Source organism: Aeromonas sp. ASNIH2, assembly GCF_002934795.1.
Taxonomy (GTDB): Bacteria; Pseudomonadota; Gammaproteobacteria; order Enterobacterales; family Aeromonadaceae; genus Aeromonas; species Aeromonas caviae.
Genome location: NZ_CP026406.1, coordinates 2,519,692 through 2,532,821, shown reverse-complemented (window position 1 = coordinate 2,532,821; position 13,130 = coordinate 2,519,692). Strand labels below are relative to the sequence as shown.

Here is a 13,130-nt window from a genome sequence, read left to right as displayed (position 1 = left end):
CCGACGCGGAGCGCAAGAGACGGAAATGAAAAGACCGCCCCATGGGCGGTCTTATTTATGGTTGCTCAGACTCTGGGTCTCAGAGGCTGGGCAGAGTCCCGGCCGGGATCAGGTCGTTGTAGCTGGCACGGCCCAGCAAGGCGGTGGCCGCCTCGATGTCCGGTGCAAAGTACCTGTCCTTGTCATAGAAGCTGACCTCTTCCCGCAGACGGCCCTTGGCCAGCTCGATGAGCTCGGTGGAGCGCAGGGGTGCGCGGAAGTCGAGCCCCTGGGCCGCTGCCAGCAGTTCCACCGCCAGGATGCCACGGGTGTTCTCGGCCATGTCCGCCAGCCGGCGACCGGCGAAGGTGGCCATGGAGACGTGGTCCTCCTGGTTGGCCGAGGTGGGCAGGCTGTCCACCGAGGCCGGGTGGGCCAGGGTCTTGTTCTCGGAGGCCAGGGCCGCCGAAGTAACCTGGGCGATCATGAAACCGGAGTTCACCCCGCCGTTGTTCACTAGGAAGGCCGGCAGGCCGGACATGCGCGAGTCGATGAGTAGCGCCATGCGCCGCTCGGACAGCGACCCGATCTCGGCGATGGCCAGGGCCAGGTTGTCGGCGGCAAAGGCCACGGGTTCTGCGTGGAAGTTGCCGCCGGAGATGATCTCCTCATCCTCGGCAAACACCAGAGGGTTGTCGGAGACCGCGTTGGCCTCGCACACCAGCACCTCGGCGGCCTGACGGATTTGGGTCAGGCAGGCGCCCATCACCTGGGGCTGACAGCGCAGGGAGTAAGGATCCTGCACCTTCTCGCAGTTGTGGTGGGACATGCCGATCTCGCTGCCGTCCACCAGCAGGTGGCGGTAGCAGGCGGCCGCATCGATCTGGCCGCGCTGACCGCGCACCTCGTGGATGCGGGCATCGAACGGCCGGCGGCTGCCGAGGGCCGCTTCAACGCTCATGGCACCGATGGTGATGGCGCCGGCGTAGAGATCCTCGGCATGGAACAGCCCTTCCAGCGCGAAGGCGGTGCTCGCCTGGGTGCCGTTGAGCAGGGCCAGCCCCTCTTTCGGCGCCAGGGCGATGGGCTCCAATCCTGCAATCTTCAGGGCAGTGGCGGCGTCGATCAGCTCACCCTTGTGACGGGCCTTGCCTTCACCGATCAGCAGGCAGCTCATATGAGCCAGGGGCGCCAGATCGCCGGAAGCGCCGACGGAGCCCTTCTTCGGCACCACGGGGTAGACCTCGGCGTTGATAAGGGTCATCAGGGCCTCGAGCACCGTCAGCCGAATGCCAGAGAAGCCACGGGCGAGCGAGTTGACCTTGAGCACCATCATCAACCGCACGGTGGCGTCATCCATGTACTCGCCAATTCCTGCCGCATGAGAGAGCACGATGGAGCGTTGCAGCTCGTCCAGCTGCTCCACCGGGATCCGGGTATTGGCCAGCAGGCCAAAGCCGGTGTTGATGCCATAGACCACCCGGTTTTGCTCGATCACCTTGGTGACCACGGCGGCGGAGGCGTGGATCCCCGCCAGGGCAGCCGGATCCAGGCTGACGTGTACGGGCTCGCGGCTGACACGGCGCAGGGTGGCGAGGCAGAGTTTGCCCGGTTGCAGATTGAGTTCGAACATCTTATTTCACCCCTTTGCCGGTGGCGTCGATCATCGGCAGATCCAGTTTCGCCTCATGGGCACAGTTGATGGCAATCTCGTAGCCGGCGTCGGCGTGACGCATCACCCCGGTGGCCGGGTCGTTGCGCAACACGCGGCCGACCCGCTTGGCGGCATCGTCGGTGCCGTCACAGACGATCACCACGCCGGAGTGCTGGGAGAAGCCCATGCCGACCCCGCCACCGTGGTGCAGGGAGACCCAGGTCGCACCGCCGGCGGTGTTGAGCAGGGCGTTGAGCAGCGGCCAGTCGGAAACGGCGTCGGAACCATCCATCATGGATTCGGTCTCGCGGTTCGGGCTCGCCACCGAGCCAGAGTCCAGATGGTCACGGCCGATGACGACCGGTGCCTTCAGCTCGCCATTCTTCACCATCTCGTTGAAGGCCAGGCCCAGGCGCACCCGATCCTTGACACCGACCCAGCAGATCCGCGCCGGCAGGCCCTGGAAGGCGATGCGCTCGCGGGCCATGTCGAGCCAGTTGTGCAGGTGGGGATCGTCCGGGATCAGCTCTTTTACCTTCTGGTCGGTCTTGTAGATGTCTTCCGGGTCGCCGGAGAGCGCCACCCAGCGGAACGGGCCAATGCCCTCGCAGAACAGCGGGCGGATGTAGGCCGGCACGAAGCCCGGGAAGTCGAAGGCATTCTTGACCCCCTCTTCCAGCGCCATCTGGCGGATGTTGTTGCCGTAATCGAGCGTGGCGGCGCCGCGGGATTGCAGGGTCAGCATGGCTTCGACCTGACGGGCCATGGAGCGGCGAGCCGCCACGTTGACCTCGTCCGGTGCGCTCTTTTGCAGATCGCGCCATTGGGCCACGCTCCAGCCCTGGGGCAGGTAGCCGTGTACCGGGTCATGGGCGGAGGTCTGGTCGGTCACCACGTCCGGCGTGATGCCGCGAGCCACCAGCTCGGCGAAGACGTCGGCGGCGTTGCCGAGCAGGCCGACGGAGACGGCGGTGCCGCTGCGTTTGGCCTCCTCTACCATGGCCAGCGCCTCATCCAGGCTGTGGGCCTTCTTGTCGACGTAGCGGGTACGCAGACGGAAATCGATACGGGTCTCGTCGCACTCCACGGCGATCATGGAGAAACCGGCCATGGTGGCGGCAAGGGGCTGGGCACCGCCCATGCCACCCAGGCCCCCGGTCAGGATCCAGCGGCCTTTGGGCTCGCCGTTGAAGTGCTGGTTCGCCACCGCGAAGAAGGTCTCGTAGGTGCCCTGCACGATGCCCTGGGTGCCGATGTAGATCCAGGAGCCAGCGGTCATCTGGCCGTACATCATCAAACCCTTTTTATCGAGCTCGTTGAAGTGCTCCCAGTTGGCCCAGTGGGGCACCAGGTTGGAGTTGGCGATGAGCACCCGCGGCGCATCCTTGTGGGTCTGGAACACCCCGACCGGCTTGCCGGATTGCACCAGCAGGGTCTGATCGTCCTCGAGCCGGGTCAGCACCTCGACGATCTTGTCATAGCAGGCCCAGTTGCGGGCGGCGCGGCCGATGCCGCCGTACACCACCAGGGACTGGGGATGCTCGGCAACATCCGGATCCAGGTTGTTCATCAGCATCCGCAGTGGCGCTTCGGTGAGCCAGCTCTTGGCGGTCAGCTGGGTGCCGTGGGGAGCACGGATCACGCGGCTCGGATCGTGGCGGGGATCCTGGTGTTGTACAGACATAGACACTCCTTGTTTAGCGATGCAATCAGGCGGCGCGGTGCGCCACTACTTGGTCAACTGGTGAACCAGGCGCGCAGCCACGCGGGCACTGCGGTTGTCCTGATCCAGGTTCGGGTTGTACTCGGCCAGATCGGCGAGCCTGAGCTTGCCGCTGGCCCGGATATGGGCGATGAGCGGTTCGATGACCGCCAGCTCCACGCCGCGAGCGGCGGGAGCGCTCACTCCCGGCATCACCGCCGCCGGCAGCACGTCGAGATCGATGGTGAGATAGAGGTGGTCGCAACGGGCGATGAAGGCATCCAGCCCGCCTAGCAAGGCTGGCAGCTCGGTCGGCGTCATCGCTTCGTCCAGCACGTGCCAGACTTCCAGCGCCTCGGCGCGGGCAAAGAGCGCCGCGGTATTGGCGGTTTCGGCCACCCCGAGACAGGCATAGTGAAAGGGGGTGCCCTGGGCAGCACACTGCTCGGCAATCTGGAAGAAGGGGGTGCCCGAGCTCGCCTGCTCCTGTTTCATGCGCAGATCGAAGTGGGCGTCGAAATTGATGATCCCGACCCGCCCTTCGCCGCCAAGATGACGGTTCAGGCCGCTCCAGCTGCCAAACGCCACCTCGTGGCCGCCTCCCAGCACCAGGGGGAAGTGCCCCTGATCCAGCGCACTCGCGACCCGCTCGGCCAAGCGCCCGTGGGCGGCATCGAGATCGCCGTCCTCACAGGCCAGATCCCCGCCGTCATAGACGGGGGCGCCCAGATGCCAGGCCGTGTTGGCCAGCAGCTTGCGCACCGCCAGCGGTGCACCGGCCGCGCCTACTCGTCCCTTGTTGCGGCGGACCCCTTCGTCACAGGCAAAGCCGAGCAGCACCACGCCGGGTTCGCGATTCTCCTGCCAGGGTTGCACCCTATCGTGCCAGCGCAGGGCCAACTCACCGTCTTCGGGATCCTGACGCCCCTGCCAGACCGACATGTCGATCCCGTTGAACTTATCCATGAAGGGTCTCCTCCCCGTTGACCACACGGCTCACCAGCTGATCGACACCGATGAGGTAGCTGAGCTCGGCCGGATGGCCGCAGTTCCAGACAAGGAAATCCGCCAGCATGCCGACCTTGAGCTGCCCCAGCCGTTCCTGCTCGCCAAGCGCCCTGGCGGCGTGGCGGGTCACCCCGGCCATGGCCTCCACCGGGGTCAGGCCAAACAGGGTGCAGGCCATGTTCATGGCCATGCGCAGGGAAACGATGGGAGCTGTGCCCGGGTTGATGTCGGAGGAGACAGCCATGGGTACCCCCGCCTTGCGCAAGGCGGCGATCGGGGGCAGCTTGGTCTCCTTGAGGAAATAGAAAGCAGTGGGCAGCAGGGTGGCGACCACGCCACGGTGGGCCAGCGCCTGGATCCCGTCCTGATCCAGATATTCCAGATGATCCACCGAGAGGGCGCCGAAGTGGGCGGCGAGCGTGCTGCCCCCCAGGTTGGAGAGCTGATCCATGTGCCCTTTCACCGCGAGGTTGTACTGATCCGCCGCCAGATAGACTTGCTCGGTCTGGGCAAGGGAGAAGCCGATGTGTTCGCAGAAGACATCCACCGCATCCGCGAGACCTGCCTCGGCCGCCGCCGGGATGATCTCCTGGCAGATGGTCTCGACCCAGGAGTCGGGATCGTCGCGATACTCCGGCGGCACCGCATGGGCTGCCAGCAGCGTGGTCTTGACCCGGATGGGTTGCGCCTCTCCCAGACGACGGGCCACCCGCAACATCTTGAGCTCGTCTTCCAGGGTGAGGCCGTAGCCGGACTTGATTTCGACTGTGGTGACCCCTTCCCGGATCAGGGACTTGATCCGCGGCAACGCCAGTTCATAGAGCCGCTCCTCGCTGGCTGCCCGGGTGGCGCGCACCGTGCTGATGATACCGCCCCCCTTGCGGGCGATCTCCGCATAGGGGACCCCCTTCTGGCGCAGCTCGAACTCTTCAGCGCGGCTGCCGGCGAAGATGAGGTGGGTGTGGCAATCGATGAGACCGGGGGTGACCAGCTTCCCCTTCATGTCCTGCCAGGAGGCGGCATAGGGGCCCTTGAGATCCTGCATGGGGACCAGAGCGTGAATCTTGCCATCCCGCACGCCAAGGGCATGGGGCTCCAGCAGGCCGTAGTCCGCCAGATCGGGGCGCAGGGTGGCGGGTGTCACGTTGAGCCAGACCCGCTCGCAGTTCAACAGTTCCTTGTTCATACCGACCTCTAAATGTATATACAATAATTTATAGCCGATCTCTGAAAAGAAAGGAAGGATCAAGTTCACATCTTGATAACATCGGCTTTATTAGAGTGTAAGCACAAAAAAGCCCACCGAGAGGTGGGCTTTTAAATGCTTAATCTGTATATACAATTATGCGAGGCGCGTCTTGGAGCTCAGCTTGTAGCGGGAACCCGGCGACAACAATCTGGCATAGGAGACCAGACAGCCGTCTGACCAGGTGCGCCGGTGCAGCAGCAGGCAGGGGGTGTCGACCCTCACTTGCAGCAGTCCGGCTTCACCAGCACTCGGCAACACGGCTTCTACCACGTGCTCCATCTCGGAGAGGGGGCAGATCTCCATCAGATAGCTGTTTGGCGTCTGCTGGGTGAAATCCTGCTCGCCATAGCCGGGCAGTCGCTCGGCATCGACGAAGCGCTCCTCCAGTTGCAGCGGCTCCCCATCGGCCTGATGGACGATAAGGCTGTGAAAGGTGGGCGCCCCGACCCGCAGGCCCAGACGCACCGCCACTTTCTCGTCGGCGGCCTGACGTTGCAGCCGGATCACCCGCGCGCTGTACTCGCTGCCCCGCTCGGCGATCTCGTCTGCAATATTGCGAATCGCCAGGAGCGGCGACTCGGTACGCCTGTCGGCCACGAAACTGCCGGATCCGGCGGTGCGCACCAGCCAGCCTTCGGCCACCAGCTCACGCAGCGCCTTGTTCACCGTCATGCGGCTCACGGCAAACTGCTCGCACAGGGCGGCCTCGGTCGGGATCCGGTCGCCCGCCTGATAGTGGCGTTCGCGGATCCCGTCCAGGATGTGCTGCTTTATCTGAAGGTAGAGCGCAGGAGCCACCGGATGGTCCTCAGCGGCGACGGTGGGGCGGACGCATGTCCGGCCAGGCGCGATAGACGTCCGGGATCTGGTCAGGGCCGCTGATGCAGAGATCGAGATCGTGCAGCAGGCCATCCTTGATGCCGTAGATCCAGCCGTGCACCGCCAGCTCCTGCCCCTTGCGCCAGGCATTCTGGATGATGGTGGTGTGGCAGACGTTGGCGACCTGCTCGGCCACGTTCAGCTCGCACAGGTAGTCGAAGCGCTCGTGCTCATCCTCGATGGCTTCGAGCTGTTCGCCGTATTTGAAGTAGACGTCCTTGATGTTGCGCAGCCAGTTGTCGATGAGACCCAGCTCCTGGTTCTGCATCGCAGCCTTGACGCCACCGCAGCCATAGTGGCCGCAGACGATGATGTGCTTCACCTTGAGCACCTCCACCGCGTATTGCAGCACCGAGAGGCAGTTGAAGTCGGTGTGCACCACCAGGTTGGCGACGTTGCGGTGGACAAAGACGTCCCCCGGCAAGAGCCCCATCAGCTGGTTGGCGGGAACCCGGCTGTCGGAACAGCCGATCCAGAGGTACTCAGGTGCCTGCTGGGCGGACAGGGTAGCGAAGAAATTGGGATCCTCGGCCTTGATCCGTTCCGCCCACTCGCGGTTGTTGGTAAACAAGTCGTTCAACAGTTTCACTTCTGCTCTCCCTACTGTGGCAGTGGCGGCAACATACCATACACAAGGGTAACCAAGGCAAGGCCGACCAGATCCCCGCAAAACAAAAACAGGGCCATCAGGCCCTGCTTCTTACCGGAGGAGGCCGTCAGGCATCCATGGCATCTTTCAGCTTCTTGAGCGCGTTTTTCTCAAGCTGGCGCACCCGCTCGGCCGAGACGCCGTAAGTATCGGCCAGCTCCTGCAGGGTGGTCTTGCTCTCGTCATCGAGCCAGCGGGCACGGATGATGTGCTGGCTGCGCTCGTCCAGGGTCGCCATGGCCGCACTCAGGCGACGGGTGGCATGGCTGTCCCAGTTGTCGTTCTCGATGTTCGCCGCGAGATCGGAAGACTTGTCTTCCAGATAGTGCACCGGCGCGAAGCCACCCTCGTCTTCATCGTCACCGACCAGGTCGAAGGCCTGATCGTAATTGCTCATGCGCGCTTCCATCTCGGTGACGTCGGCAGCGGATACCCCGAGGTCGGCAGCCACGGCCTGCACTTCTTCGTGGTTCAGCCAGCCCAGACGCTTCTTGGACTTGCGCAGGTTGAAGAACAGCTTGCGCTGGGCCTTGGTGGTCGCCACCTTGACCATGCGCCAGTTGCGCAACACATATTCGTGGATTTCGGCCTTGATCCAGTGCACGGCGAAGGAGACCAGACGCACGCCCACGCTCGGGTCGAAGCGTTTGACGGCTTTCATCAGGCCGATGTTGCCTTCCTGCACCAGATCGGCCTGAGGCAGGCCATAGCCGGAGTAGCTCTTGGCCACGTGAACGACAAAACGCAGGTGCGACATAACGAGCTGGCGTGCAGCTTCGAGATCACCATCCTGCTGCAGACGCATCGCCAGTTCGCGCTCTTCCTCTGCGCTCAGCACAGGGATCGAGTTGACGGCCTGGATATAGCCTTCCAGACTACCTTGCGGAATCAGAGCCATAGTGCGTTGCAATGAAGTTCCCATGTTCTACCTCTTACTTTTCAATCGAATCAGTCTAACACCCTGAGAAGACATGTCTACCGACCAGGTATCATTCTGCGTGCTGCATCATACATCACCCCAGCATGAACCCGGCCTATCTTAGGCTGACGGCATGAATCATAAATGAACAGTCAAAAAAAGGGGTCACAGTAAAGGACCCCTGAAAAGTAGCATGCTAAGTCCATTGTTGCGGAGCTCGCAACCTTCACATGCTTGCCAAGTCAGACGAGCAAGGCATAGGGGCCATACCCGTATTCATTCTGCTGCAGTCAATAGACCATTGATAAATCAAAAGGTTCAGAGGATCCACATATGATCCTCGGCGCAGACACCATTCAGATTACTCTGAGAAAGTGGCCCGTGCCAGAAACGGGCAACTCTTTTACTTGATCCAGTTCGCAAAATCCAGCGCTTTAAAATGCTGACAAATTAATCAGGACGGTTCTATGTCGCGAATGTGTCTGTGCACCGAGAACCAGGAGGCGATCAACCCCAGCAGGGCGCCCAGCAGTATGAGATTGAAGCCGTCGAACGCCCCCATCCCCACCAGACGGAAGTTGCTGTTGTAGAGCCCCGCCAGCTCCTTCACCACCCCCTCGCTCCAGATCACCATCACCTCGGTCAGCCACCAGGCCAGCATGCCGCCGATGACCCCGAACCAGATGCCCGTATAGAGGAAGGGACGGTGGATGAAGGCATCGGTCGCTCCCACCAGCTTGAGCACTTCAATCTCGGAACGCTGGTTGAGGATATTCAGGCGCAGGGTGTTGCCCACGATCAGCAACACGGCGGAGAGCAGCAACACCGCGATACCTGTGATGGTGTGGCGCAGCAGGTTCATGATCCCCTGCAACCGGGTCAGCCACTGCAGATCCAGCTTGCCCTGCTCGATACCGGGCTCGTTCTCCAGCTTGGCGAGCAGCTCGGCGGCCCCTTCGGGATTCTGCCAGCGCGGATCCGGGATCACGCTCAGCACCGGCGGCAGCGGGTTGCTGTCCAGATAATCCAGGGCATCACCGAAACCGGAGATCTCCCGAAATTCCCTGAGCGCCTCGTCACGGTTCATATAAGTGACGGACTCCACCTCCGGATAGAGCAGGATCCGCTGCTTCATGTCGAGGATGCTCTGCTCCGGCAGATCCTTGCGCAGATAGAGAGAGATCTGGGAGCTGGTCTGCCAGCTCCCCTCTACCACTTCGGCATTCTTCAGCAATACGTGGAAACAGGAAGGCAGCGCCAGACTCACGCCAAGCACCGCCAGGGTCATCAGGGAGGCGAGCGGGTTGCGCCACAGCTCACCCAGGCTGGCAAAGGCCTGACGCACATGATCCACCCCATACATCATCAAACGACGCAACGGCGGCTGTTTATGACGAACAATAGCCATCAGCGAGCCTCCCCTGACGAATACATGCGACCCGCCTTGAGGGTCAGGGTGCGGTAGCGCATCCGGGCGATCAGCCCCAGATCGTGAGTGGCAATCAGCACGGAGACGCCGAAGCGGTTGAACTCCTCGAACAGACGCATGATGTCCATGGAAAGCTGGGGATCCAGGTTGCCGGTCGGCTCGTCCGCCAGCAGCAGGGGCGGCTTGTTGACGATGGCGCGGGCGATACCGACCCGTTGCTGCTCACCACCGGAGAGCATGCGAGGCTGGTAACGCTCCTTGCCGAGCAGCCCGACCTTGTCCAGCGCCGCCGCCACCCGCTTGTTGATGTCCCCATGGCTGTAGCCATCGATCACCAGGGGCAGGGCGACGTTGTCGAACACGGTACGATCCATCAACAGGCGGTGATCCTGGAAGATCATGCCGATCTGGCGGCGCACGTAGGGGATCTGACTGCGCTGGATGTGGCTGACGTCATCGCCGTGGAAGAAGACGCGGCCGTCGGTCGGCCGTTCCATCACGCTGATGAGCTTGAGGAGGGTACTCTTGCCCGCCCCCGAATGGCCGGTCAGGAAGGCCATCTCCCCCTTGCGCAGGTGAAAACTGACCTTTTGCAGCGCTTGATGACCGCCACTGTAGACCTTGCTGACCTTGTCAAAACGAATCATAACGGTTCCCTGAGATTGACAAACCCCGACCGGGATAAAGCATGGGGCGCTCACTCCCCCGTACCGGCACAACACCTGGATGACAACACCGGTCGCAACCATGCCGCATGTCATCCTTGCCCGGATGAGCCATGCCTGCGCTCTCATAGTGACATACCCCGACCGGAGTCGGGGTATGGAACACGTGCTCGTCACGGCTGGGCCGACTCATGTCGGCCGGATTTATTCTTCGCGGCTGAAGAGCGCCTCGATGAAGTCGTTGGCGACGAACGGGCGCAGATCGTCGATCCCCTCACCCACCCCGATGTAGCGGATCGGGATCTGGAACTTGTCGGCCACCGCGAAGATGACACCACCCTTGGCAGTGCCGTCCAGCTTGGTGAGGGTGATGCCGGTCAGGCCCACCGCCTCGCTGAACAGCTTGGCCTGGCTCAATGCGTTCTGGCCGGTGCCTGCGTCCAGAGTCAGCATGATCTCGTGGGGTGCCGCATCGTCCAGCTTCTTCATCACCCGCACCACCTTCTTGAGCTCCTCCATCAGATTGCTCTTGTTCTGCAGGCGGCCGGCGGTATCAGCGATCAGCACGTCAGCCCCGCGGGAGCGGGCAGCCTCGATGGCGTCATAAATGACGGAAGCGGAGTCGGCACCGGTGTGCTGGGCAATCACCGGAATGTTGTTGCGCTGACCCCACACCTGCAGCTGCTCGACGGCGGCAGCACGGAAGGTATCGCCAGCGGCCAGCATCACGCTCTTGCCCTCGGCCTGGAACTGCTTGGCCAGCTTGCCGATGGTGGTGGTCTTGCCGACGCCGTTCACGCCGACCATCAGGATGACGTAAGGCTTCTTGCTGGTGTCGATCACCAGGGGCTGCTCGACCTTGGCCAGCATCTCGCCCATGTCCTGTTTGAGCAGACCGTAGAGCGCCTCGGCATCCTTGAGCTGCTTGCGGTCCGCGTGCTGTACCAGCCCCTCGATGATGCGGGTGGTGGTGTCGACGCCAAGATCGGCGGTCAGCAGCTGCGTCTCCAGCTCTTCGAACAGATCGTCATCGATCTTCTTGCCGCTGAACAGGCCGAAGAAACCGGAACCGATATTCTCCCTGGTACGCACCAGGCTGCGCTTGAGGCGGACAAAGAAGCCCTCCCGCTGCGGCTTCTCCTGAGTGTCGTCGTCCACCTTGGCGGCCAGTGGCAGAGCGGCCAGAGCGGCGGCCTCAGCCTCCATCGCGGCGACCAGACGCAAATCTTCCGCTCGCTGGGCCTCTTTGGCGACACGAGCTTCCTCGGCAGCCTGAGCTTCGGCGGCAACACGGGCCTCTTCTGCGGCGCGGACCTCGGCAGCAATACGGGCCTCTTCTGCGGCGCGGGCTTCGGCGGCGATGCGAGCCTCTTCCGCAGCGCGGGCCTCGGCGGCAATACGGGTCTCTTCTGCGGCGCAGGCTTCGGCGGCAATACGGGCTTCTTCTGCGGCGCGAGCCTCGGCGGCAATACGAGCCTCTTCCTCAGCGCGGGCTTCGGCGGCGACAATGGCTTCTTCTGCGACCTGAGCTTCGGTTGAGATCAAGGCCTCATTGACGATGACGGGCTCAAGCTCGCCCTCCGGCTCTTCCACAACCAGGGGGCCTTCGTCAGGGCCGCTCAGCGGCGCTTCGGGCTTGGCGGTAGGGGCATCAGCCGGGGCAACATCGGCGACAGGCGCGGGAACAGCGGCGGCCTCCGACTCGACGACCGCCGGGGTAGCGTCGGGCGCCTGCGATGGAACGGCCTCAGCCTCTTCTTTCTTGCGGCCGAAACCCAGCCAGGAAAACAAACCTTTTGCCATCTAAAAATACTCACATCAAAGGCTGACTGCTAAGATAGCCGTCCCTCGGCGGGTCGGCATAAAAATGAACCGCCTTATACTATCACTTTATTTTCTGACGACGAAACGCGATGCCCAGAGTGAAATCCAGCCGTAACAGCCCGAGCAAGAGCCCGGCCCCCCAGGGGCGAGCGGGCGTGGTACGAATCATCAGCGGCCAATGGAAGGGGCGCAAACTCCCCGTCAGGGATGTGGAAGGGCTCAGGCCCACCACGGATCGCGTCAAGGAGACCATCTTCAACTGGCTGGCTCCCCACGTGCGCGGTACCCGCTGCCTGGATCTGTTCGCCGGCAGCGGCGGGCTGGGGCTGGAAGCCTTGTCCCGCTATGCCGAACAGGTCACCCTGATCGAGATGGACAGAGGCGCCGCCGACCAGCTCAAGAAGAACCTGACGACCCTGGGCAGCAGCCAGGGGCAGGTGATCCAGGCCGATGCCGTGAGCTGGCTGCAAGGCCCGGCCACCCCCTTCGATCTGGTCTTTCTGGACCCACCGTTTCGTCGCGAGCTGCTGCCCCAGGTGTGCGAGCTGCTGGAGCAACGCGGCTGGCTGGCATCCGATGCCCTCATCTATCTGGAGCGGGAAAAAGAGATGGCCGATCTGACGCTGCCCGCCAGCTGGACACTACTCAAGGACAAGCAGGCTGGTCAGGTCTGCTATCAGCTCTATCTGCGGGACACCAAGCATGACGCTGCTGTTTAAAGGGGAGATGGGCACAGTCCCCTTCTCCGTCAATTTGGACAACGGCTCAAGGACAAGCAGGTCGATCACATCAGGCCTGCTATCAACTCTATGTACGGGAGGTAAACGATGAAGCGGGTGTTTAATCTGTTGGCGATGGGGGTGCTACTGTTCTTCTGGTTCGGTGTGGCACTCGCCCTGCTGGGCACCCTGCCGGGCAAACTGAACGGCTTTCTGCCGGTGTGCGGCGTCATCGTGATATTGATGCACTGGGTACAGGCCAGCATGATCAAGGCGGCATGCAAACCCTACTTCGCGGTCACTCGTCTCGAATTCACCCAGGTGCTGATCTTCGGGGTGTTCGGCATGATGGATATCCGCACCAAGCTGCAGGCCATCATAGACGCCAGGAAGAAGGGAGAGACTCCCCCCAGGGCCGACTAGGCCACCCCCGGCCCGACCAGAAGGAGTGATT

12 protein-coding genes are annotated in these 13,130 nt (G+C 62.7%); 2 read left to right on the top strand and 10 right to left on the bottom strand.

Annotated elements, in window-relative coordinates; translation table 11 throughout:
- Nucleotides 1-79: 79 nt before the first annotated feature.
- From hutH to ftsY, 10 genes are all read right to left on the bottom strand, one after another.
- Nucleotides 80-1,612 carry a histidine ammonia-lyase gene (gene hutH / locus C3F36_RS11950; protein ID WP_104455121.1) on the bottom strand — a complete coding sequence of 511 codons (1,533 nt, stop codon included), beginning with the start codon at nucleotides 1,610-1,612 and terminating at the stop codon, nucleotides 80-82.
- A gap of 1 nt (nucleotide 1,613) precedes the next feature.
- Nucleotides 1,614-3,317 (bottom strand): urocanate hydratase, encoded by a 1,704-nt coding sequence (gene hutU, locus C3F36_RS11945; RefSeq protein WP_104455120.1) that lies wholly within the window; start codon nucleotides 3,315-3,317, stop codon nucleotides 1,614-1,616.
- A 45-nt stretch (nucleotides 3,318-3,362) separates the two neighbouring features.
- Nucleotides 3,363-4,301: a formimidoylglutamase gene (gene hutG / locus C3F36_RS11940; RefSeq protein WP_104455119.1), complete on the bottom strand. Its 939-nt coding sequence runs from the start codon at nucleotides 4,299-4,301 to the stop codon at nucleotides 3,363-3,365.
- Nucleotides 4,294-5,529, bottom strand: a complete 1,236-nt coding sequence (gene hutI, locus C3F36_RS11935; protein ID WP_164882615.1) for an imidazolonepropionase — start codon at nucleotides 5,527-5,529, stop codon at nucleotides 4,294-4,296. Before hutI ends, hutG begins: the two co-directional genes overlap by 8 nt.
- A gap of 156 nt (nucleotides 5,530-5,685) precedes the next feature.
- Nucleotides 5,686-6,390 carry a histidine utilization repressor gene (gene hutC, locus C3F36_RS11930; protein WP_041212197.1) on the bottom strand — a complete coding sequence of 235 codons (705 nt, stop codon included), beginning with the start codon at nucleotides 6,388-6,390 and terminating at the stop codon, nucleotides 5,686-5,688.
- 10 nt (nucleotides 6,391-6,400) lie between these two features.
- Nucleotides 6,401-7,060 carry a carbonate dehydratase gene (gene can, locus C3F36_RS11925; RefSeq protein ID WP_010672606.1) on the bottom strand — a complete coding sequence of 220 codons (660 nt, stop codon included), beginning with the start codon at nucleotides 7,058-7,060 and terminating at the stop codon, nucleotides 6,401-6,403.
- Nucleotides 7,061-7,187: 127 nt separating this feature from the next.
- A complete protein-coding gene (rpoH, locus tag C3F36_RS11920) occupies nucleotides 7,188-8,042 on the bottom strand; it encodes an RNA polymerase sigma factor RpoH (RefSeq protein WP_029313526.1) in 855 nt (284 codons plus the stop codon).
- A 451-nt stretch (nucleotides 8,043-8,493) separates the two neighbouring features.
- Nucleotides 8,494-9,447 (bottom strand): permease-like cell division protein FtsX, encoded by a 954-nt coding sequence (ftsX, locus tag C3F36_RS11915; RefSeq protein WP_029313524.1) that lies wholly within the window; start codon nucleotides 9,445-9,447, stop codon nucleotides 8,494-8,496.
- A complete protein-coding gene (ftsE, locus tag C3F36_RS11910) occupies nucleotides 9,447-10,115 on the bottom strand; it encodes a cell division ATP-binding protein FtsE (protein WP_104455118.1) in 669 nt (222 codons plus the stop codon). The genes ftsX and ftsE overlap by 1 nt, the downstream gene beginning before the upstream one ends.
- 222 nt (nucleotides 10,116-10,337) lie before the next feature.
- Nucleotides 10,338-11,936: a signal recognition particle-docking protein FtsY gene (gene ftsY, locus C3F36_RS11905; protein ID WP_104455117.1), complete on the bottom strand. Its 1,599-nt coding sequence runs from the start codon at nucleotides 11,934-11,936 to the stop codon at nucleotides 10,338-10,340.
- 110 nt (nucleotides 11,937-12,046) lie between these two features.
- On the opposite strand from ftsY, the gene rsmD reads away from it, so the two are divergent.
- Entirely contained in the window at nucleotides 12,047-12,676 is a 630-nt protein-coding gene (gene rsmD / locus C3F36_RS11900) for a 16S rRNA (guanine(966)-N(2))-methyltransferase RsmD (protein WP_104452017.1), read from the top strand.
- 108 nt (nucleotides 12,677-12,784) lie between these two features.
- Nucleotides 12,785-13,099 (top strand): DUF1145 domain-containing protein, encoded by a 315-nt coding sequence (locus C3F36_RS11895; protein ID WP_010672600.1) that lies wholly within the window; start codon nucleotides 12,785-12,787, stop codon nucleotides 13,097-13,099.
- Nucleotides 13,100-13,130 lie beyond the last annotated feature (31 nt).